Annotated in this window: 19 protein-coding genes; 5 read left to right on the top strand and 14 right to left on the bottom strand. The window is 49.5% G+C overall.

Translation table 11 applies throughout. The features are described from left to right. The first annotated feature begins 1 nt into the window (after window position 1). The 3 genes from ACO0LH_RS26040 to ACO0LH_RS26050 are packed head-to-tail and all read left to right on the top strand — an operon-like array spanning window position 2 to window position 2,468. Window positions 2-979: a branched-chain amino acid ABC transporter permease gene (locus ACO0LH_RS26040; RefSeq protein ID WP_422944060.1), complete on the top strand. Its 978-nt coding sequence runs from the start codon at window positions 2-4 to the stop codon at window positions 977-979. Further along, window positions 976-1,761, top strand: a complete 786-nt coding sequence (locus ACO0LH_RS26045) for an ABC transporter ATP-binding protein (protein WP_422944061.1) — start codon at window positions 976-978, stop codon at window positions 1,759-1,761. The genes ACO0LH_RS26040 and ACO0LH_RS26045 overlap by 4 nt, the downstream gene beginning before the upstream one ends. Next, window positions 1,758-2,468, top strand: coding sequence for an ABC transporter ATP-binding protein (locus ACO0LH_RS26050; RefSeq protein WP_422944062.1), 711 nt, complete (start codon window positions 1,758-1,760; stop codon window positions 2,466-2,468). The genes ACO0LH_RS26045 and ACO0LH_RS26050 overlap by 4 nt, the downstream gene beginning before the upstream one ends. A 5-nt stretch (window positions 2,469-2,473) precedes the next feature. Here ACO0LH_RS26050 and ACO0LH_RS26055 read toward each other — a convergent pair whose 3' ends face one another. The 11 genes from ACO0LH_RS26055 to ACO0LH_RS26105 form a co-directional block, all read right to left on the bottom strand. Beyond that, window positions 2,474-3,592 carry a hypothetical protein gene (locus tag ACO0LH_RS26055; protein ID WP_422944063.1) on the bottom strand — a complete coding sequence of 373 codons (1,119 nt, stop codon included), beginning with the start codon at window positions 3,590-3,592 and terminating at the stop codon, window positions 2,474-2,476. 55 nt (window positions 3,593-3,647) lie between these two features. Next, a complete protein-coding gene (locus ACO0LH_RS26060; RefSeq protein ID WP_422944064.1) occupies window positions 3,648-6,032 on the bottom strand; it encodes a hypothetical protein in 2,385 nt (794 codons plus the stop codon). A 222-nt stretch (window positions 6,033-6,254) separates the two neighbouring features. Next, window positions 6,255-6,605: a cell division protein FtsB gene (gene ftsB, locus ACO0LH_RS26065; protein ID WP_422944065.1), complete on the bottom strand. Its 351-nt coding sequence runs from the start codon at window positions 6,603-6,605 to the stop codon at window positions 6,255-6,257. 84 nt (window positions 6,606-6,689) lie between these two features. Next, complete coding sequence (gene eno / locus ACO0LH_RS26070) at window positions 6,690-7,973, bottom strand: phosphopyruvate hydratase (protein WP_422944066.1); 1,284 nt, start codon at window positions 7,971-7,973, stop codon at window positions 6,690-6,692. Window positions 7,974-8,203: 230 nt separating this feature from the next. Next, window positions 8,204-9,058, bottom strand: coding sequence for a 3-deoxy-8-phosphooctulonate synthase (gene kdsA, locus ACO0LH_RS26075; protein ID WP_422944067.1), 855 nt, complete (start codon window positions 9,056-9,058; stop codon window positions 8,204-8,206). Further along, window positions 9,055-10,698, bottom strand: coding sequence for a CTP synthase (locus tag ACO0LH_RS26080; protein ID WP_422944068.1), 1,644 nt, complete (start codon window positions 10,696-10,698; stop codon window positions 9,055-9,057). The genes kdsA and ACO0LH_RS26080 overlap by 4 nt, the downstream gene beginning before the upstream one ends. A gap of 122 nt (window positions 10,699-10,820) precedes the next feature. Continuing rightward, window positions 10,821-11,774 (bottom strand): lipid A deacylase LpxR family protein, encoded by a 954-nt coding sequence (locus ACO0LH_RS26085; RefSeq protein WP_422944069.1) that lies wholly within the window; start codon window positions 11,772-11,774, stop codon window positions 10,821-10,823. Continuing rightward, a complete protein-coding gene (locus ACO0LH_RS26090) occupies window positions 11,771-12,595 on the bottom strand; it encodes an alpha/beta fold hydrolase (RefSeq protein ID WP_422944070.1) in 825 nt (274 codons plus the stop codon). Before ACO0LH_RS26090 ends, ACO0LH_RS26085 begins: the two co-directional genes overlap by 4 nt. Window positions 12,596-12,608: 13 nt before the next feature. Beyond that, window positions 12,609-15,026, bottom strand: a complete 2,418-nt coding sequence (locus ACO0LH_RS26095; protein ID WP_422944071.1) for a DNA internalization-related competence protein ComEC/Rec2 — start codon at window positions 15,024-15,026, stop codon at window positions 12,609-12,611. A gap of 3 nt (window positions 15,027-15,029) precedes the next feature. Further along, window positions 15,030-15,836 (bottom strand): TatD family hydrolase, encoded by an 807-nt coding sequence (locus ACO0LH_RS26100; RefSeq protein WP_422944072.1) that lies wholly within the window; start codon window positions 15,834-15,836, stop codon window positions 15,030-15,032. A gap of 79 nt (window positions 15,837-15,915) precedes the next feature. Beyond that, window positions 15,916-16,710 (bottom strand): hypothetical protein, encoded by a 795-nt coding sequence (locus ACO0LH_RS26105; protein WP_422944073.1) that lies wholly within the window; start codon window positions 16,708-16,710, stop codon window positions 15,916-15,918. Window positions 16,711-16,852: 142 nt separating this feature from the next. Between ACO0LH_RS26105 and ACO0LH_RS26110 the strand changes: the two genes are divergently transcribed. After that, on the top strand, window positions 16,853-17,599 hold the full coding sequence (locus tag ACO0LH_RS26110) for a transcriptional regulator (RefSeq protein WP_422944074.1): 747 nt from the start codon (window positions 16,853-16,855) through the stop codon (window positions 17,597-17,599). 11 nt (window positions 17,600-17,610) lie between these two features. On the opposite strand, the gene ACO0LH_RS26115 is transcribed toward ACO0LH_RS26110, so the two are convergent. The 3 genes from ACO0LH_RS26115 to ACO0LH_RS26125 all read right to left on the bottom strand — a co-directional run bounded on the left by ACO0LH_RS26115 (window position 17,611) and on the right by ACO0LH_RS26125 (window position 20,467). After that, on the bottom strand, window positions 17,611-18,414 hold the full coding sequence (locus ACO0LH_RS26115; protein ID WP_422944075.1) for an N-acetylmuramoyl-L-alanine amidase-like domain-containing protein: 804 nt from the start codon (window positions 18,412-18,414) through the stop codon (window positions 17,611-17,613). 273 nt (window positions 18,415-18,687) lie between these two features. Then, window positions 18,688-19,182: a ribonuclease E activity regulator RraA gene (rraA, locus tag ACO0LH_RS26120; RefSeq protein ID WP_422944076.1), complete on the bottom strand. Its 495-nt coding sequence runs from the start codon at window positions 19,180-19,182 to the stop codon at window positions 18,688-18,690. 61 nt (window positions 19,183-19,243) lie between these two features. Next, window positions 19,244-20,467, bottom strand: coding sequence for an MFS transporter (locus ACO0LH_RS26125; RefSeq protein WP_422944077.1), 1,224 nt, complete (start codon window positions 20,465-20,467; stop codon window positions 19,244-19,246). A 158-nt stretch (window positions 20,468-20,625) separates the two neighbouring features. Between ACO0LH_RS26125 and ACO0LH_RS26130 the strand changes: the two genes are divergently transcribed. After that, window positions 20,626-21,411 (top strand): AraC family transcriptional regulator, encoded by a 786-nt coding sequence (locus tag ACO0LH_RS26130; protein ID WP_422944078.1) that lies wholly within the window; start codon window positions 20,626-20,628, stop codon window positions 21,409-21,411. Window positions 21,412-21,440: the final 29 nt, after the last annotated feature.

Below are 21,440 nucleotides of genomic sequence, written 5' to 3' on the forward strand. Positions count from 1 at the left end.
TATGAAAAGTTCTTTACATCATGAGGTGTCGCCTCCTCTGCTTATTGTCTTGTTATTGATACTGGCCATATTCCCCAGTGCGGCCATTTATTTTTCACAGGAATTTTATATCGGCGTGTTAAGCCGGCTCATGATCTTTGCCCTGGTAGCGAGCAGCCTGAACCTGATACTGGGCTTTGGTGGCATGATCAGCCTGGGCCACGCTGCCTTCTTCGGCAGCGGCGCCTATGTTGTCTGTATACTGATGCAGCATGGCATATCATCTGCCTGGATAAGCTGGCCACTGGCTTTACTGACAGGTTGCAGCCTGGCACTGCTCATAGGCAGCATTTCACTGAGAACCAAGGGCGTGTATTTCATCATGATTACACTGGCCTTTGCACAGATGCTGTATTTTCTGTTTGTCTCACTGAAGAATTATGGTGGCGAAGACGGCCTGAACCTGCCACAGCGCTCACAAATCATCAGCGGCATAGACATGGCCAATGACAGTCATTTTTATTATGTGGTGTTATGCACAGTCAGTATTTTTCTGTTTGCGCTATATCGTCTGATCAATTCACGCTTTGGCCGTGTCATCCAGGCTATCCGGGAAAATGAAACCCGCATGGAAGCCATAGGTTACCCTGTGTTTCGCTACAAGTTAATCTGCTTTTCCATTGCCGGTGGTGTGGCCAGTTTGGGCGGGGCATTGCTGGCTAACCAGAATATGCTGGTCAGCCCCAATCTTATGCACTGGACCCAATCTGGCAGCCTGATGGTGATGGTCATACTGGGTGGCGTCGGCTATTTATCTGGCGGCATACTGGGTGCCGTGGTAATGCTGATGCTGGAAGAAATTCTGTCTGGCTATACGATACATTGGCAACTCTACCTGGGTATTGCCCTGCTTCTGGTGGTCATGCTGTTGCCGGATGGTCTGGCAAGTTTGCCCGGCAAATTCTGGCGAAAGAAAAATCGGACAGGAGATCAGCCATGAGCCTCTTGCAATTGCAGGGTATGGTAAAGCGGTATGGTGGCCTGGTTGCAACCAACGACCTCAGCCTAGACATATGGCCCAATGAAATTCACGCCATCATAGGACCCAATGGCGCAGGCAAGACGACATTGATCCATCAAATTTCAGGCACGATTGCCCCCAACCAGGGCAAGATCATTTTTGACGGCGTCGACATTACCAGCGTGAGCATGCATGGACGCGTTGCCATGGGCCTGGCACGCTCTTACCAGATCACGAATATCTTCCAGTCTCTCAGCGTTGTGGATAATCTGAGCCTGGCGATACAGGCGCGAACAGGGAGCAGCATGCGTTTCTGGCGCAAGGCGATCGACGAACACGCCTTGTATGTCGAGGCGCAGACATATGCCGCACAAATTGGACTTGCCGACAAAGCCCAAACACAGGCAAGCGCACTCGCACATGGTGAACAACGACAACTGGAACTGGGTTTGACGCTGGCCACCCAACCCAAACTATTGCTACTCGACGAACCTATGGCAGGTACCGGCCATGAAGAGTCAGGGAAAATGCTGGAATTGATACAGACATTACGCGGAAAAGCTGCGGTTATCCTGATAGAACATGATATGGATGCAGTCTTCAAACTGGCTGACCGCATTTCAGTCCTGGTTGCGGGCCGTATCATAGCCACCGGCGATGCTGACTACATACGCCAGCACCCCGAAGTTAAAAAAGCCTATCTTGGCGACGAGGTGTCTGTATCAGACTCTTCGACCATCAATGCACAGGACGCCGCATGACGACCATGCTAGAAATTGAAAAGATCGCCACTTCATATGGCAGCAGCCAGGTCTTGTTCGGTGTTGACCTGCATGTACGACAAGGAGAAGTCGCTACTTTGCTGGGTCGCAATGGTGCAGGCAAAACCACGACATTACGATCCATACTGGGCCTGGCACCAGCACATGGCGGCAAGATCAGTTTCATGGGTAAGCGCATAGAGCATATGTCGACGGATAAAATCGCCAGGATGGGCATTGCGATCGTCCCGGAGGGCAGGCAGATTTTTCCCAATCTGAGCGTCAGGGAAAACCTGGTCGCTTTTGCGGCAAATCGAAACCTCAGCAAAACACCGTGGATGCTCGCCGATATCTATCAGCTTTTCCCACGTCTGGCTGAACGCGCAGACAATATGGGCAATCAACTTTCCGGCGGCGAACAGCAAATGCTGGCGATTGGCCGCGCCCTGATGACCAATCCGCATCTCTTGATTTTAGACGAAGCAACTGAAGGCCTGTCGCCACTCATACGTGAAGAGATCTGGACTTGTCTGAAAAAATTGCGCGCGCAAGGCCAGACCATTCTGGTCATTGATAAATATGTAGAAAAACTGATACCGCTGGCTGATCACCACAGCATCATAGAGCGCGGCAAGCTGGTCTGGCACGGTGATAGTGACCGTTTGTCGCAATCAGCGGATATCTGGCAAAAATATGTGGGCGTATAAGGCAATCAGAATTGCTTATTAAAATGCAGACCCAGTCCCAGCACCTTGGCTCTGCCCAAATTTACATTATCGCTTTGCAATTGCATTCCAAATGAGGCATTGCTCCAGCCCAGGCCGAGTGATTTATACCGCGTATCAAAATTGACATCAAAGCGACCGTAAGACGTGTACTTCGCCACACCCAGACTGGGTAAAAACTCGCCATAAAATCTACGGATCTGGGTATTCAATTCCCATTGCTGCCATTGGTAGCTCAATTGCGCTGCATGCGTCATTGGAACGGATATGGATTGATCAGCCTGCCGGTTCGCCCCCTGCAACAAGGGTTGGTAATTTAAATAGCCGTGACTGTCATATTGCACCACAGCGGAATTCAAACTTTGCTGCAACTCGGGTAAATGCTGCCACTGAAAATGGTTGAATACATCATCCATCTTGTACTGCATGCGCCAATTTGCATTGATTTTCCAATCCATTGCAATGCTGCTGCTATAGCCTCGGGCTTCAGGTTCAAACTGGCGAAAAAGATATTGATAACGGCTATTTGTATCGATTTCACTGGCAGAAAAACTATAGTGCTGGTTATCACTATAACTGGCATTGCCGGTAGCCTGTGCTGACCGATATTGCGGCTGCGTATAATAAACAGCACTGGCAAAAAAGCGAGGCTGAAACGCATCACCTGTGGCAAACCAGCGGCCGATACGCAAGCCAAAACCAGACCAGCTTTTCATTTGTGCATTCAGTTGATAACTGACCGGCTCTTGCGGCCGGCCACCCTCCCCCTGCTTATAGGCTTTGACGAAGGCCAATGTGGAGGCAGTAGCTTGCAAGACACCCTCCTGCCGTGCTTCCATGTTCAATTGCCATTCTTTATATGTCAAACCAAGTTCAGCACGGTAGCTACGCAAGCTGGTATTTTGCCCTGCCTTCGGTGAAAAATCCTGATTCCAGTCCCCTTCGATTTTCCGCGTTGGCAGGAAATCTGAGGCTTCCCACAAATTAATTCTGGCATAAGTACCCCAGCCATCAGCTGCTTGCGGAGGAAAAATGTCATCCATCGCAAAAACAGGTGTCAGCATGGAACTGGCAGCCAGGAACAGGGAGAATCGATATACAAACATATGACACCAAAAAAATAGCCCGCCGATATGCAGCGGGCTTTAAAGAATATTCAAATCACTTTATCGATTCAAACGTACCGTCTACATAACTGATGCGCCCTGCCTTGATATCCAGCCATCCGACCTTCGCACCGTCTTTCAAGATATCAGCTACCTGATTACTGCCATAGATATCAAAGGACACCCCCGTTGTACTGCTGATGCGCAGTACATTTTGTTTGCCAGGGATTTCTGTCAATGTAGCATTGATGACATTGCTGCCGTCATCATACTGACCAAATAAGCCGCTGCTGCCAAAAGAATCATTACTGCCACTGACATTCAACTTGAGTGGCGGGCGATCAGGCGTTTGTATGACACCGGAAATGGCTGCTGATTTGCGCAAGAAATTATCGGCAGATTCTGGTTTGGTACTATCAAAACTTGCATAGCCAAATCGCTCCACGCTCAATTTTCCATTGAAAAATTCAAGCGTACTTGAGAGGCCGGTACTATTGCTGATAGTGCCGGTAAAATCGAGCCGGTTAGGCAAATAGTTCAAGCCATTTTTATCTGCACTGGCACTACCCAGTTTTAACTCACCATGAACCTTGCTGTTACCTGCCTCGCCAGTGATAGCCAGATTAAATTCTTTAACGCCATTTTTTTGCAAGTTACCTTTGTAATCAAGGCTGACTTTGGCATACGACCCCTTGTCAACCGACAAGCGATAATTGATCTGACTGGCAACATAAGATTTGAATTCACCGGTAAAGTCATAGCGATAGTTACCATCGATTGTTTCATTCCTGTCTGTGTGCAAACTCCAGCTTTCATAATCTGATAGCAATTGCCCTGAACTTGTCGTGCGCGGGGGCATTTTCCCTTCGATGACCAGTGCAGTCAGATTTTTGCCTTGCGTAGCAAAGCTGATTTGCCCTGTGAACGCGTCATCGGAATAACCACGAATGACCACTGCATCCGCAGGATTAGCGGGTACCCTGATAAAGTCATTCCAGGCGTCACTCCAGGCAAATACACTTTTTTGCTGAACCAATTCAGATTTGTAATTGAAACGCCCTGCTTCACCAGCGACCGGCTCCAGCCAGATGCGATCAACAAGTTCTACCCATTCAACCTGGTATTTATAACTGTATTTATAAGTACCAGGAATGATCAGGCGTGCAAAACGGCATTCCAGGCCAGCGGCCTGTGCCGGTGTACTGGCAACAGTGCCGCTATTGCGCATGACATTACAATCCCCCAGATTGCCTATGTTTTGATAACCGCTCCACAGGGCCGTTGGTCCATAAAACAAGCCGTTGACAGAAGTACTTCTGCTGCTACCGCTACTAAACTTATTAAACTGATCTATACCTTCAGAAATAGTTTTTGACCAGATCAATAAATTTTTATCGAGCGGTGCTGTTGCCTTCTCAAAATCTGCCTTGACTGCATTCAGGCGCAAATCTACTGCACCACTATTTTGCGTATTCGACATTGCGTAAATATTGTTACGCAAGCTGGAAAACAATTGTTTGGTCGCCAATATTTTATCTGGTTCCGGCGCTGGACTAGGCAGGCTGTTACTGGTAAAAGTCGTGGCGCCCACAACAGAATTCTTACCAGATTTATTGATATTTTCGTCGGCAGTTACTTTTTCCAGAGCACCACGCAGTGCCGCCCTGACATCTTCATTGATAGCCAGGGTATTGCCATCAAGTTTGCCAGCACTGGCAATTTGCCTGACCACACAGGCAACACGGTTCGCCTGTTTGTCAGCATTACAGGAAAATGCCTTATCCAGTGCAAGTTGTGAAATTGCAGTCAAACTCAAGCCTTGCAGTTTTTCGTCTGCATAGGCATCAACAGAATTTTCGGATGTGGTATGAATAATCGCCACCCGTTGCGGATCAAAACCCAACATCGCCTGCACACCAGAACGTGCCTTATCGATATTGACAGAAGTCAGACCACCCGCTTTTTCTGCCACTTGAACGATTAATTCTGTCAATGGCGTCACACTGCCCCAATAGATGGCTTCCGGGCTGCTACCTTGTTTCACCACACTGCGTAACTTTAATTCTTCCGGAAACGACAGATCTGTCTGAGTGGCCTCATCAAACATCATAGCCCCGGGCGCGAAACTGGCCTCAATGAGAAAACTGGTAACTGTGTCTGGCACGGTAATGGCGTAGCTACCGTCAACACCGGTAATTGTGTCAGCAAAAGCGCTGCCGCCCTTATTACCGGATTTATCGATAGAGTAAGCCTGTACGCGCGCTCCAACAATTCGCCCTTTGGCGACCTGACCGCTAAATTGGCGACTAACACTTTTTGCGCCTGACGCTGTATCAGGGATATTCACGCTGGCAGAACCGCTACCAGCGCCACCTCCACAAGCATTTAGCAGCGCAACAAATAATAAGGAAAGTAATTTCGGGTACTTGGTATTTTTCATGGATGGAGCAGGCGATAGTTTACAGCTTTAAAACCTGTCAAGCCGTAGTCGCCACATTTAGAAAATGCGCAAGTACAAGTTTGTTAAAGGCAACAAAGCAAAAAGTTACGAATTGTAACATCGCGATACAGTTTTGTTTCATTGCCAACGAAATTATGTGCGATGGAGAACAAATAGCATCCGGCGTTTAATAAGTCGCCGGGCTAACGCATGTTTATGCCGTCAAGGCTTGGGGGACTTGGCTGATGGAGTTTCGACCGGTTTGACAGGTGCGTGCTCGGTCATGCTTGCAGGTGCGGCATTGGGATCCAGAACCTGTACAAAAATCTCATTTTTCTTGATCATGCCCAGTTCGAAACGGGCGCGCTCTTCGACTGCGTCAGTGCCGGTTTTCAGATCCTGCACTTCTGATTCGAGTTTGCCGTTACGCTCTTTCAGTTTTTCATTATTGCTTTTTACCTGGGATACCTGCCTGTCCAGTTCCCATACGCGCAGCCAGCCGCCCTTACCCAACCACAAGGGGTATTGGATCAACATCAACAGCGCAACAAAGGAAAGGGCTATCAAACGCACGGGCTACACAGCTATTGAGTCAAAAGAAAATTTACAAGAAAAAGGGGAACACCGTTCCCCCTTTCTTAGTTCCACAATACCAGATTACTTCAGATTGTAGAAGGCATCGCGACCAGGATAGCTGGCGATTTCACCCAAATCTTCTTCTATGCGCAACAACTGATTGTATTTTGCCATTCGATCAGAGCGCGACAAGGAGCCGGTCTTGATTTGCAGGGCATTCGTACCAACGGCGATATCAGCGATCGTGCTGTCTTCAGTTTCACCCGAACGATGGGAAATCACGGCTGTATAACCAGCACGTTTTGCCATTTCAATCGCAGCAAAAGTTTCAGTCAAAGTACCGATCTGATTGATCTTGATCAGGATGGAGTTGGCGATCCCTTTTTGTATGCCTTCTTTCAGGATCTTGGTATTGGTGACGAACAAATCATCGCCAACGATCTGGACTTTCTTGCCCAGTTTTTCAGTCAGGATAGCCCAACCATCCCAATCGCCTTCAGCCATGCCATCTTCGATGGAGATGATAGGATATTTGTCTACCCAGGTCGCCAGCAGATTGGTGAAGTCAGCAGAAGACAAAGTCAGGCCCTCACCTTCGAGGTGGTATTTGCCGTCTTTGTAGAATTCGCTGGCAGCGCAATCCAGACCCAGGGCGATTTGCGTGCCTGGCTCGTAGCCAGCAGCTTCTATCGCCAGAATGATCAGTTTGATGGCAGATTCATGATTATCTACGGAAGGTGCAAAACCACCTTCATCACCAACGGCTGTCGTCAAACCTTTGTCATGCAAGATCTTTTTCAGCGCATGGAACACTTCTGCACCATAGCGAACTGCTTCGCGGAAAGTTGGCGCACCTACCGGGATGATCATGAACTCTTGAATATCCAGATTATTGTCAGCATGTGCACCACCGTTGATGACGTTCATCATAGGCACCGGCAATTGCATGGCGCCAGAACCGCCGAAATAACGGTACAGTGGCAGGCCAGCCTCTTCAGCAGCAGCTTTGGCGACAGCCATGGACACAGCCAGCATGGCATTTGCACCCAGGCGGCTCTTGTTTTCAGTGCCATCCAGATCGATCAGGGTACGATCCAGGAATGCCTGTTCATTCGCATCCAGGCCCATGATGGCTTCAGCGATTTCGGTATTGATATGTTCGCAGGCTTTTAAAACACCCTTGCCCAGATAGCGGGATTTATCACCATCACGCAGCTCTATCGCTTCGCGGGAACCGGTCGATGCGCCGGAAGGCACAGCAGCGCGGCCCATGACGCCAGATTCCAGCAAGACATCACATTCAACAGTTGGGTTACCGCGCGAATCCAAAATTTCACGACCGATAATGTCAACGATGGCACTCATTCAATTCTCCTAAACGATCAATATAGCGAACAAAGTAAAACGAATCTGACTTGTGTCTGCGTCTGCTTGCCTGGTACAGGCTTGCTGGCAAATAAAGCTGCTTATGATTTTTGATACTGGCAGAATGATGTGATGCAGTCACATCATTCTGGTTCCATGAACTCAACAGAACTTTACCCTTTGCCGCTTGCTATGGTGAGCAAGGCGGGCGACTTCCATCACACAACAAATCAAGCAAAACTGGATTCCAGGAACCCATTCTTTTTTACCACGCGATCAAGTTCTATCAACGTGGAGAGTAATTCCTTCATACGTCCCAACGGTACGGCATTGGGACCATCAGACTTCGCTTCAGCCGGATTGGGATGGGTTTCCATGAACAGGCCAGCAATACCCACGGCCACCGCAGCACGCGCCAGCACAGGCACGAATTCACGCTGTCCACCAGATGTCGTGCCTTGCCCACCGGGCAATTGCACAGAATGCGTGGCATCAAATACGACCGGGCAATTGGTTTCGCGCATGATCGCCAGCGAGCGCATATCCGAAACCAGATTATTGTAACCAAACGACGCCCCACGCTCGCAAGCCATGAAGTTATCCTCATTGAGGCCCGCTGCTTTTGCAGCCGCACGGGCTTTGGCAATCACATTGACCATATCATGCGGTGCCAGGAACTGGCCCTTCTTGATATTTACAGGCTTACCTGAACGGCCACAGGCTTCAATGAAGTCGGTCTGGCGGCACAAGAAGGCAGGTGTCTGCAAGACATCGACCACGGCAGCAACCGGAATAATTTCATCGACTTCATGGATGTCGGTCAGTACCGGCACACCTATCTGCTTTTTGACCTCTGCCAGAATCTCCAGCCCTTTTTCCATACCCAGACCACGGAAAGAAGAACCGGAAGAACGGTTGGCTTTATCAAACGACGATTTGTAGATAAACGGAATACCAAGCGCAGCCGTCATCTCTTTCAGCGCACCAGCCGTATCCATGGCCATTTGCTGTGATTCAATCACGCAGGGGCCAGCAATCAGAAAAAATGGATGGTCAAGACCTACATCGAATCCGCAGAGTTTCATTCTTGATTCCCTTGTGCCTTTTTATGTGCAATCGCCGCTTTGGCAAAAGAGATAAATAACGGATGCCCATCACGTGGTGTGGACTTGAATTCAGGGTGATATTGCACACCCAGATACCATGGATGCACATCACGTGGCAATTCCATGATTTCACACAAATCCTCAGTCGGCGTACGGGCAGAGACAATCAGACCTGCGGCTTCAACACGGCCAAGGTAATGGTTATTTGCTTCATAGCGATGACGGTGACGTTCAGTCACGACATTGCCGTATATCTCTGATGCCAGCGTACCGGAACTGACCGCGCAAGTTTGCGCACCCAGACGCATGGTGCCACCCAGGTCGGAATTTTCATCCCGGGTTTCAACTTTGCCGTCATGGTTTTGCCATTCATTGATCAGGGCCACTACCGGCTGTTCTGTTTCAGAATCAAATTCAGTGGAATTTGCCATCGACAAACCAGCCTTGTTACGTGCATATTCAATCAGCGCAACCTGCATACCCAGGCAAATGCCCAGGTAAGGGATTTTATTTTCACGGGCATAACGGGCAGCGAGGATTTTGCCTTCTACACCACGTTTGCCGAAACCGCCTGGTACCAGGATCGCGTCGTATTTTTCCAGCGATTTCGTGCCATGCGCTTCGATCTCTTCAGAATCAACATACTCAATATTCACACGGCTTTCTGTATGGATACCAGCATGGCGCAAAGCTTCAGTCAGGGATTTATACGATTCAGTCAGATCGACATATTTACCAACCATGCCTATGGTGACTTCTTCTTTTGGATTTTCCAGTGCATAAATCAGTTTGTCCCACATGGCCAGATTGGCTGGCTTCGGTGACAGGCCCAGTTTATCGCAAACGATTTTATCCAGTCCCTGGTCATGCAACATCTGTGGAATCTTATAGATGGTATCTGCATCCCAAACCGAAATCACTGCCTCTTCAGCCACATTGGCGAACAGGGAAATCTTGGCACGCTCATCATCCGGTATAGGGCGGTCAGCACGGCACAGCAAGGCATCAGGGAAGATACCGATTTCACGCAGTTTCTGTACGCTGTGTTGGGTTGGTTTGGTTTTCAGTTCACCAGCCGCAGCCACATAAGGCACCAGCGTCAGATGCACGAAGGCAGCCGCATTGCGGCCAGCGCGCAAACTCAGTTGACGGGCAGCTTCGAGGAAAGGCAGGGATTCAATATCACCTACCGTACCACCGATTTCAACCAGGGCTACATCAGCACCAGCAGCGCCGCGATGGATGAATTCCTGGATTTCATTGGTGATGTGCGGGATGACCTGGACAGTCTTGCCCAAATATTCGCCACGGCGTTCTTTACGGATAACGGATTCATAGATCTGGCCAGTAGTGAAGTTATTCACTTTTTTCATTTTGGCCGTAATGAAGCGCTCATAGTGACCCAGATCCAGATCAGTTTCTGCACCGTCGTCGGTAACAAATACTTCGCCGTGCTGGAATGGGCTCATGGTACCCGGATCAACGTTAATATACGGATCCAGTTTAAGCATGGTGACTTTGAGGCCGCGCGATTCAAGAATCGCAGCGAGAGAGGCAGCAGCAATGCCTTTGCCCAATGAGGAGACTACGCCCCCCGTAACGAATACAAACTTAGTCATTGCAGAAGGTGCCGAACGGCACAAGCGGGAAATTCGAATTATACATCACTAAGACGCAAAGCGCGAATCTCCACCTTTAATTCTGGCCAATTATTTCCGCAGCCATCAATTAGTTAGAGTAATTACATTGCATAAAATAATTGCACCCGAGCAAAATTCTGTGCCCCGCTTCCATTGCTAAGCTCTTTGATTTCATTACTGCGGCGAATAATCGAGACAGACAAACCATAGGCGTCATTGCGCCATAAATAGCCCAGTTCCAACTCGCCCACCCATGTTTTAGGCGTCACCGTCGTCACCTGTTTATTGAAATAGCCGCCCTGAATGGTGGCGTTATAGCCGACCGCTTTTATCTCTCCGCGTAAAAACCCGTAATTGGCAGCCTGCTCACTAAAAGTATTCAAGGCCCCTGCCCGCACTTGCATTTCTGCACTGGCATCGGTAAAGATGTTGCCAAAATGCGCTTTGAAACGCGGCGTCATATCCACGTTGGCCATAGGCAGCAGGCGGCCAGGCGAACTTTCAGCAGTTAATTGCACACCCCATTCATTGCGGAGTTGGGTACCCCACCCCTGAGGCAGAGGCTGCCGCAATAATCTGTGCAAATGTGTTTGTGTCCATTCGCCTCCTGCGCAAGGGCCAAGGCAACCTGCATCCAGACCAAGACGAAGGCTCTTGCCATTTGCTTCGGTCTTTTCGCTGAATATACCGCCATATAACCAACCGGCATACGGATGATCGTGCGAAGAAATCTGTCCGGGCAGAAGCTTGATATCCGACGCTGTATATAAATCCTGTCCTATGCGCCAGCCATAAGTTACCGACTGCAAGACCCCGGTCTGGACAAAGCTTTGCCCCAGCCAGTTACCGCTGGTGTAAAAACCGTCCTCTTTTCTGAATAGGAGGCTATCGTTATCTATATCCACTTGCCAGATAGTTTTTCCAGCAGCTTTCACTTGCTGGAATTCTTGCCATGAAGGTAAGTCACTCGTAGCTTCACCAGCTAATGCAAGGCCTGTCATGCATAGGGCAACCAATAAAAAGCTGATTTTTGGAATAGTCAAAGAAGAATTCATGAATTTGTAAGCTTGGGTAAATGAAAGCGCGCAAGCATCGCCAGTACAGCGGCAGCCGTCTGCAATGGCACTTCCATAGGTATCAGGTGTCCACCGGGGATTAAAACATAATTATCCCCCATGAGTTTTTTTGTCGCATGCGGGCCAGCTTGCCGGCACTCTATCGATTCCGTGCCACCGACAAAACCAATTGGTACCGAGGGTGGTCTTGTCAGCAAACGCCCCAGGCCATCTGGCAAACTGCGATAGATGGCTGTTTCCACTTCGCGCGTAAAACGCAAGGTGACGCCGTCCGGGTGAGACTTTAATCCTGCGCGCATATAGTCACGCAACACTTGTGGTGGCCAGATGGCAAACATCTCCTTGGAAGCAAAATGCTGGTAGGCGGCTTCTTCATCTTTCCAGATATGCCGGCGCTTTTCTGAAAATCGGGCAGGAGAAAATTTTTTGTCCAAACCAAAAAATTTGAATACCCGCAACAGCATGGCACGCCAGCCTGCAACTACCGGTGAATCCAGCACCACCACGCAACGTACCAGGTCAGGTCTGGCCCTGGCGGCCATCAGGCATAAAATGCCTCCCAGCGAATGACCTACCAGGATCACCGGCTCTTTATACTGTGCAGCCAGGGTATCGATCAATTCCTGTACCAGATATTTCCACCCATCTGTGACGGGATAAGCGGGATCATGGCCCACCATATCAGTTGCGTGTACATCATAAAACGGGCGCAGCGCATCCAGAAACATGCGATAGGTACCAGAGGGGAAGCTATTCCCGTGAACAAAGTGGAGAATGGGCTTGGCAGATGAGTCAGTCATTTTACAAATTACATTACCGGTCAAACCAGTAACGCGCATTTTCCTGTCTGTATTGAGAAGTCGTCAATGATGCGCCAAATTGTAATGTGATTGCACCCGATTCGTCAGTTCTTAGACGTTTTATTCCAAAATCAGCGTAACGCTCAAACACCTCGGCCTTGGGATGATGATAGCGATTCAAATAACCCACCTGGAAAATAGCCACTTGCGGGTTCACCGTTTTCAGAAATGCGGCTGTTGAAGAGGTGCCGCTACCATGATGAGGAGCCAGCAAAACATCGGCTTTCAGTTTTTGCGGTATGGAATTGATCAATTCATCTTCCTGTATGGCTTCGATATCACCTGGCAAGAGCATGGCAAATTTTGCGGTGGATACTTTGAGCACGCAACTGCGTGCATTCGGTTTCCACTTTGTGCTTTCATAACTGGCACTGCCTGGGTTCAGGATTTCAAAATGCACGCCATCCCAATCCCATTGTTGCCCGGCCTCACAGCGCTGGTGCTTTTGCGCGCTCGTCACAATCGGACTTTCCAGATTCAGTGAAGTCATCAGCAGGCCCACGGGCAATTGCTTCAATATGCTTAGCGCCCCACCCGAATGATCATTATCATTATGCGATACGACGATACGATCCAGCGCATTGATACCGCGCGCGCGCAGATAGGGCAAGATCACCCTTGTGCCACTATCAGATTCTGGGGAAAGGCCAGGGCCGGTATCATATAACAAGCGGTGATCAGCAGTTTCAAGCAACAACGCCATACCCTGCCCCACATCCAGCGCTGTCACCTGCAATTCACCATTAACAGGCTTTTGCGTACCCTGAAAAAACAGGGGCAAGCAACAGATTATCCCTAGCCAGCGCAGCGGCCAGCCTTTAGGCATCAGCAGGTAAAGCATGCCTGCCATCGCCAGCATGAAAAGTGCAAACGATGGATAAGGCACATTCCATACCGCAAAACGAAAAGCACTGAGATAAGTCAGAAACTGCGCCAACCAATCAACAAACAGATGGGCAAGCTTCAGCAGCCATGCAGAGAGAGGACTGGGCACGACGCTGCCAAGCAGGGCCAGCGGCGTAACGATAAAACTGACCAGCGGTATGGCAATTGCATTGGCAAGTGGACTGATCAGCGAAATTTGCCCAAACAAAAGCATGGTCAAAGGCACCAGGCCTATCGTCACTGCATATTGGGTCAGACCCGCAGCATGAAAAGAATGGCGTAAACCTTGCAACTTGCTTACTGGCTCTGTGTTTTCCACTCGCCCGCCAACGGCAAACAAAATCACGGCAACAGCAGAAAAAGACAACCAAAAGCCTGGCGACAATACCGCCCAGGGGTCAAACAACACCACCAGACCCAATGCCAGACATAATACAGACGAGAAATTGCTGATGCGCCCTGTCCAGACAGCAACGGCCACGACAGTCAGCATGAACATGGTTCTTTGCGCCGGCACGCCAAAACCCGCTAAAGCAACATAGATAATAGCCATCAGCGCACCCGCCAGCGCCGCCGCTTTTTGGGCAGGCAAACGCAAAGGCAGGTTCAAGCCAAGAAAAAATGAATGTCGCCACAGGTAAAATACCAAGCCAGCAAAAAGACCAGCGATCATGGTAATGTGCAAGCCTGAGATACTGATGAGATGACCAATGCCAACCCGGTTAAATACTGTCCAGTCTCCCTGTGCTATTTCACGCTGGTCACCCACCACCAAAGCAACCAGCACACCGGCGTACGGATATTGCGGTAATGCGGCATGAATACGGTCACGCAATTGCGCGCGACTACGCTCTATGAGGTTACCGATGCTCCACACAAACGGGTCAAGGCGTTTGTTTTGCTGATCTGCCGTATCCATGCGTACCGCGCCGGTGGCACGTAAATTTTGCTCCAGCAACCAGGCTTCATAGTCAAAACCATACGGGTTCATATTGCCGTGCGGGCGTTTCAGGCGCACACGCAATTGCCAGCGCTCACCGGGTTGCACATCGCCGACATTGCTGAGATCACCGCCGCGATCTGCACCGTACCAGGATAAGGCAATTTTTGAGGGCCAGTGTTCGTAATCTGCTTCGCCGTCGGCACTGATCTTTTCAATGGCAAAATTAAAACGTACCCCCTGATCAAAATGAAAAGGCAGGCTGTCTATGGTCCCGGTTACTGTGATGTCTTTGTTTTCCCATTGCGCTGGTAGTGTGTCGCGCAAATAGAAATGTGCAAAACCACTTGCCCAGACAAAGCCGATTGCCGCGGCCAACAAGCCGTGCAAGGCCAGACGCAAATATGTCAGACGCACCAGGCCTAACAGCAAATAAGCTGCGCCGGTCAAACACGAAATGATGAGCAGCCAGTTGAAACTCAGCAAAGATGCCTGTTGCTGCAATAAGGCGACGCCGACCACAAAGCCTATCATCGCCAGACGCATGTTTTACCCGCAATGCATGCCTGGCATGACCGCCAGTGCATTGGCAGTTGTCGCAGCAGCTGTTTGCGCCAGGCTCAGGCCGCGCAATTCTGCCAGTACCGTGCCTATCTGCGGTAACTGCGAAGGCGCATTGACACCATCAGCGATCCAGCTTGGCGCGATATCAGGCGCATCTGTCTCCAGCACAATGCTCTCCAGCGGCAACTCTGTCGCCAGGCGCCGTATCTGCAAGGCACGGCTAAAGGTCATGGCCCCGCCAAAACCCAGCTTGAAGCCAAGCTTGATAAAATGCTGCGCCTGCTGCTGGCTACCATTAAAAGCGTGGGCGATGCCACCGACGACTTCAATGCGGCGCAAATGTTTGAGGATAATATCTTGCGAACGCCGCACATGAAGCAAGACCGGCAAGCCAAAATCACGGGCAATTTTCAATTGCTCGGTATAGAAAAATTCCTGCTTTTCACGCAAGGGGCTTTGCGTCAGGGCTGGTACAAAATAATCAAGACCAATTTCACCTATCGCCACCAGACGGCTTGATGCATTACCTTGCCCCATCAAGGAGGCGATTTTTTCGCGCAAGACCTGTAAATCGCTTTCTTTGGAAGTCGGCACATACATGGGATGTATGCCTAGCGCAAAATAACAAGCTGGCCGTTGACGACTTAGTTCAATGACAGCTTCGAAATTATTGACATGCACAGCAGGTACGACAATGCCCGACACACCTGCCTGTGCCGCCTGATCGGCCATCGCTAGCGATGCACCGCCAAATTCCGACGCATCCAGATGACAGTGGGTATCTATCCACATAAATTTATCAAAGAAATCCCTTGTTCATTGAGACTGTCCAAACTATACCTTGCCCCTGCCCCCGCGATTATGACCCAGATTATCCCGGCATTTCTATCTTTTGCAAACGGATCAACTCAGCATGTCGTGTATTTCTGCTTTGTTTGAAGCTAAAAACAATGACGCCTGCGGCCAATGCAGCCAATATATGTTTGAGGCTGTGACCACTAATGATATGTAAATGCGCCAGGATGGCGGCATCCTGCGACTCGGTAATTTTTGCGAATATATATAAAATCATCGCCATGGCATACGCCAGGCGTTCTGGCTTCGCCGCGCCGTAAATGCTTTGCCATAAAGGAATCAGGATAATCGTCAGTCCTTGCAGCAATAGATAAGGGCGCAAGTCACCTGAATGCTGCCACCAGATGACAGACATCAATCCTGCCATCAACAACAAACCAAATTCCGTCAAGGCTCTTCTGGCATCCATGCCTGGCAAGTTTTCCGCCCGCACAGCGGCCAGCAGACTGCAACACGCCAAAGCAATCGGTAACCGGTCCCAAAGCAGACGTGCATCATCCGGTGCCAGATGATAATAAGTTGAACCAAGTGCTGTTAAAAACAGACTCAGGACAAAGCCGCTAAAGGCAAGAAAACCCGGGCAGGCATGACCATGCCTGTATTTCTCTACCAGGAAAGAAGCGCCCAGCATGGCTACAAGGGCAAATCCCAGATTCGATAGAACATCGGTAGCATGTGGCATACCCATCCATATGGTCTGGTCGGCAAATTCATGATAATGCGCATATTGTTCAATTGGTCCATGACATAGCAATGCCAGCACCGCGACAAGAACAATGACCAGAGGAAGATTGCGTGTATGCGCTTTCATTGACTTCATCCTATTAAGACAAGAGAAAGCAAGTGTGCCGAAATGGCGCAAATAATGGAACCTGCGATGGAAAAGTAGTAATATCCAACATGAAAAGTATTGTCTTTTACCACCGTGCTTATACAAATCCATCCTTCATACCATGAGTGAAATCAAGCAAATACTGGCAAGTATCAAATTTCAGTTGAAACAGCAAGGCAAAACTTATCGCGACGTGGCAACTGCACTCGACTTATCTGAAGCGAGCATCAAGCGGCTGTTGAGTACCGACAGTGGTGCCAATATGAGTATAGAGCGGCTGGCACAAATCAGCCATTTTCTGGGCTTTAGCCTGATGGAAATCACACAGGAAGCGAACGCCAGCAATACACGCATCCATACGCTAACGGAAAGCCAGGAAAAAGAACTGGTATCAGATACCAAGCTGTTACTGGTAGCGGTATGCGCCATCAATCACTGGCAATTTGCCGAGATTTTGCAGGCATATCAGTTGACTGAAGCCGAATGCCTGCGCAAATTATTGAGTCTCGACAAATTGCATTTGATCAGCCTGCTGCCTGGTAACCGCATACGCTTGAATATTGCACGTGACTTTGAGTGGTTGCAAAATGGCCCCATACGCGCCTACTTTCATCAGCATGGCCTGGATGATTTTCTTAGCGCACATTTTGATCACAAGAATGAATCCATGGTTTTTATCCACGGTATGTTGACCGATGGCGCACTTACAAAATTTCATGCCGAATTACGCCGTCTCAAGCAAAAATTTGCCGAACTTCATACAGAGAGTCTGGCCACTCCGCTTAAACAACGCAGGGGAACCGGCCTGTTGATGGCGATGCGCGAATGGGAACCAGCAAGCTTTGGCGCCTTGCGACGAAAAAATTAGTGAATTAGAAATTAATGCGACGGCCTGGGCAAAGATATCGACGGCGGGATGACGATATCATCGCGCAAGCGCAGGAATTTAAAACCGGCCAGGTCACGAGGGTTGGCCACTTTGCTGGTTCTGGTGCGCTCCTGTGTGCGGGCAATAAAAGTGTCAAAACTTTCTTCACGCACTTGTGGCTCAGCAGAGTTGATAAAATTTCTCTTGCCATTCGCATCAACCACGACCAGTCCAACATGGGTGACAGAATAATAGCCTTCCTTATTCGACACCACATTCACGAAATCACCATCCTGCAAATGATCAAGTATGCTGTTGACCTGACTGGTTTTCACATAAAATTCACGGCTGGTTTGCTCTGGAATGTTGACGATAGTATGGTGCCGTTCTTTTAGAAATTTAGCTCTATCCACCGTAATATCATATGACACGGCTTGCGCACCAGCCAGTTTGGCGCTGATATCCTGCACTAGCCAGGCGTTATTACTATTCCAGTCGACTTCAGTATAGTGGTTGCGTGTTGCCACGCCTATCAAGCCGTCTTTGTAGCGTATGCGTTGCAAAGTCCAGAAAAACTCTTCCCAGGAACTGCTCAAAGCCATGGCATAGGTGTGCTCAACAAAGACCAGACAATCGCTATGGGTGAGGCTATACATGGGCAGGTTGTCGTGCAATTCAAAAGGAAATTCTCCCAACAAATTGAGACTATAGGGCTGGCCTATATTTTTGCGCGCCAGAATGGCAATTCTTTTCCGCAAATCCGGCTCACTGGCATGCAGGGCATTCAAATAACTGCCAAGTTCTGCCGGGCTCATCTGGTAAATCTTCTTGTTTTGTAAAAGCACCGACTCTGTTCTCGTCACACTATTCTGGGAGCTGCGCTCTTTTTCGGCAGGCGCAGCGTGAACGTGGGAGGCAAAAACAATGGAAGAAATCGCTAAAAACCGGGCAAGCATCATTGAAACTCATAGTGATCTGGACAAGTAGCTGTTATACCACGCCAGCTACATCAATTGCTTGTGGCGCTTTCCCATATTGACAAAAACCGCAATGCCCAGGCTTGGCAATGCGGTTTTAAAGAGAAAAAATCAGACCAGCGCGTGTTTTGCCACCAGCACGCCATCTGCATCGGCATAAATCCAGTCGCCGGCATTGATGGCCACACCGGCAATACTGATACGGCCATCCTTTTCACCTGCTCCACGTTTGACACTGCGCAAAGGCATCGGTGCCATCGCCCTGACGCCAATATTACACGCATTGATTTCATCTACGTCACGTATGCAACCGTGCACAACGATACCTGCCCAGCCATTATTTTCACCCAATTTGGCCAGGTTGCCGCCGACCAAAGCACAGCGAAAACTGCCACCGCCATCAATCACCAATACATGGCCTTCGCCTGGCGTCTCCAGCGTTTCGCGTATCAATACATTATCTTCAAACACCTTCAGGGTCGTCGCAGGGCCACTGAATTTTGTCACACCACCAAATTTCATGAAAATTGGCGGAATAACTGCCAGTTCAGCAGTAGCGATCTTGTCTTCATTGGCGTCGCAAATATCGCAAGTAGAAAAATCCATGCTATTTTCCCTGATGATTGAATAAATGAAGCCTTATTCTAACCAGTCTGCGCAGCAAAATTCAAGCTGCCAGTGCGCGTATCTTGCTGCCCACGTTCACTGCAGTCAAAATCGCCAGCACCTGGAAGAATCCCACGCACACAAACACCCAGGAAGGATGATGCGCATCCATGATCGCTCCAAATATCAAGGGAGCAACTGCCAAGCCGGAATCAAGACCGGAATAGACGATGCCATATACCCGTCCTGTCGCATTCTTGGGTGCCGCAGCACGTATCAGCAAATCACGCGACGGCCCCGCAACGCCTGAACCAAAACCAATCGCCGCCATCAGTACAATCGCAATAGGAGCGCTGACGACACCAGTTGCCACGATCAGCGAAAAAATACCGGCGAAGCTGAATGCCAAAGTGATGGTGCGGTCGTGCTGAGATGTTTTTGCAGCCAGAAAACCGCCCCACAACATGCCGCCAGCCGACGCCAGCATATAAGCCGTGTAGGCAGTCGTTGCTGCGCCAAGTGACATGCCATAGATATCACGCAAACTGGCCGATGAAAAACTCTGTATGCCGCCCAGAGCCATGGCGATCATGAAGAAAAAGCCAAAGCACATCCACACTGCAGGAATACGCATGAAATCGAGCGTACCATCGCCAGCCTTGCCACCATTTGCCGTCGCTTGATGCGGGACTACGTCAGTATGTAACAGATCACGATAAACAAACAGGATAGCCAGCACCACAAATGGCAGGAAGGCAGCACAAAATAAAGCTGTGCGCCAGGTTGTCAGGCCAGCTATCGTCACCAGAAATACCGGTGCCGTTGCCCACCCCAGATTACCGGTGATGCCATGCACTGAAAATGCATATCCAAGGCGTTTGGTTGATACCTTCTTGTTAAGCAGGGTGTAGTCAGACGGATGAAACACGCTATTGCCCACGCCAGCAAGCATGGAGCCTGCCAGTAACATCCCGTAATTTTGCGCAGCAGACAAAACCAGAGCAGCAACACCCAGGCAACTGATGCCAAAAAACAGCACCGCCCGCGCCCCTACTTTATCGACAATAAACCCTGACAAGGCTTGTCCTATGCCAGAAATCACAAAAAATACCGTCATCAACAAACCCAGTTCTGCATAAGACAGGCTGAACGCCTCTTTTATCCATGGAAATAAAGGGGCCAATATCATATGGAAGAAATGGGAAATACCGTGTGCCAGACCTACCAGGCCAATGACCATGCTGTCTTGCTTAAGATTTGCCGGTGAGGCAATTGTTGTTGTCATGCTGAGTCCTTTCCATAAATTTAGCGCCCTGAAGCCCATGAAGCCACTTAAGCACACATAAGCGCCCGACCCAGACAGTGTAAGCAAAATGTTCGAGTCTGATTTAAGATAGATGGACAAATTTTGTCGAGATACCGCCATTTAATAAGTTGATACAAATGAGCATAGAAATACTTACCGATACACGCCCTCATGCACCAGACAAATATCCGACCGAGAAAAGGCCGGTGAGACTGTCTGCGCGTAACTTGCAGACCGAAGAAATCATACGCATGCACAGCCACGACTGGGGACAATTGACGTATACCCCGCGTGGCATGCTCCAAATCCTGGCCAATGACAGCACCTGGTTTGTGCCGCCCTTCAGGGCAATCTGGATACCCCCACGCATAGGACATGAAGTGCGCATTGTGGAACCATCCCATTTGCGTGTCCTGTATTTTCATACGGAATTTTCTCCCTTCGAAGGCAATGACTGCCTGGTGCTTGAAGTCAGCCCATTACTGCGGGAGCTGATTGCCAGCATGGAAGAAGTTGAAGCCGGGAGCAAGCGTGAAGCACACCTTGCACCGGTGATTATGGACGAATTGCATGCAGCCAAGCATTTGCCGATACGCCTGCCCATGCCCCGTGACAAGCGCCTTAAAAGTCTTTGTGAAACCTTGCTGACTGACCCCGCAGCGAGCCTGACACTGGAAGATTACGCAAGACAGGTTGGCGCCTCCTCACGAACACTGACACGCCTGTTTGAACAGGAACTGGATATGTCATTTACTGCCTGGCGGCAGCAGATGCGCCTGGCAAAGGCCACACCTCTGATCACCAGCGGCCTGGCCTTGTCACAAGTGGCCGCCGAACTAGGCTATGCCAGCCAGTCAGCTTTTTCTGCCATGTTCAAGAAGACCTTTGGAGAATCTCCTTCGAGCTTCTTCCGGCATAAATAAAAAAGGACGGCATTTACATGCCGTCCAAA

Source organism: Undibacterium sp. TJN19, from assembly GCF_049339485.1.
Classification (GTDB): Bacteria; Pseudomonadota; Gammaproteobacteria; order Burkholderiales; family Burkholderiaceae_D; genus Undibacterium.

Excerpts from the sequence above, each read along its gene's own strand:
- ACO0LH_RS26040 (WP_422944060.1), top strand. The coding sequence starts at position 2 with ATGAAAAGTTCTTTACATCATGAGGTGTCGCCTCCTCTGCTTATTGTC.
- ACO0LH_RS26045 (WP_422944061.1), top strand. The coding sequence starts at position 976 with ATGAGCCTCTTGCAATTGCAGGGTATGGTAAAGCGGTATGGTGGCCTG.
- ACO0LH_RS26050 (WP_422944062.1), top strand. The coding sequence starts at position 1,758 with ATGACGACCATGCTAGAAATTGAAAAGATCGCCACTTCATATGGCAGC.
- ACO0LH_RS26055 (WP_422944063.1), bottom strand. The coding sequence starts at position 3,592 with ATGTTTGTATATCGATTCTCCCTGTTCCTGGCTGCCAGTTCCATGCTG.
- ACO0LH_RS26060 (WP_422944064.1), bottom strand. The coding sequence starts at position 6,032 with ATGAAAAATACCAAGTACCCGAAATTACTTTCCTTATTATTTGTTGCG.
- eno (WP_422944066.1), bottom strand. The coding sequence starts at position 7,973 with ATGAGTGCCATCGTTGACATTATCGGTCGTGAAATTTTGGATTCGCGC.
- kdsA (WP_422944067.1), bottom strand. The coding sequence starts at position 9,058 with ATGAAACTCTGCGGATTCGATGTAGGTCTTGACCATCCATTTTTTCTG.
- ACO0LH_RS26080 (WP_422944068.1), bottom strand. The coding sequence starts at position 10,698 with ATGACTAAGTTTGTATTCGTTACGGGGGGCGTAGTCTCCTCATTGGGC.
- ACO0LH_RS26085 (WP_422944069.1), bottom strand. The coding sequence starts at position 11,774 with ATGAATTCTTCTTTGACTATTCCAAAAATCAGCTTTTTATTGGTTGCC.
- ACO0LH_RS26090 (WP_422944070.1), bottom strand. The coding sequence starts at position 12,595 with ATGACTGACTCATCTGCCAAGCCCATTCTCCACTTTGTTCACGGGAAT.
- ACO0LH_RS26095 (WP_422944071.1), bottom strand. The coding sequence starts at position 15,026 with ATGCGTCTGGCGATGATAGGCTTTGTGGTCGGCGTCGCCTTATTGCAG.
- ACO0LH_RS26100 (WP_422944072.1), bottom strand. The coding sequence starts at position 15,836 with ATGTGGATAGATACCCACTGTCATCTGGATGCGTCGGAATTTGGCGGT.
- ACO0LH_RS26105 (WP_422944073.1), bottom strand. The coding sequence starts at position 16,710 with ATGAAAGCGCATACACGCAATCTTCCTCTGGTCATTGTTCTTGTCGCG.
- ACO0LH_RS26110 (WP_422944074.1), top strand. The coding sequence starts at position 16,853 with ATGAGTGAAATCAAGCAAATACTGGCAAGTATCAAATTTCAGTTGAAA.
- ACO0LH_RS26115 (WP_422944075.1), bottom strand. The coding sequence starts at position 18,414 with ATGAGCCCGGCAGAACTTGGCAGTTATTTGAATGCCCTGCATGCCAGT.
- rraA (WP_422944076.1), bottom strand. The coding sequence starts at position 19,182 with ATGGATTTTTCTACTTGCGATATTTGCGACGCCAATGAAGACAAGATC.
- ACO0LH_RS26125 (WP_422944077.1), bottom strand. The coding sequence starts at position 20,467 with ATGACAACAACAATTGCCTCACCGGCAAATCTTAAGCAAGACAGCATG.
- ACO0LH_RS26130 (WP_422944078.1), top strand. The coding sequence starts at position 20,626 with ATGAGCATAGAAATACTTACCGATACACGCCCTCATGCACCAGACAAA.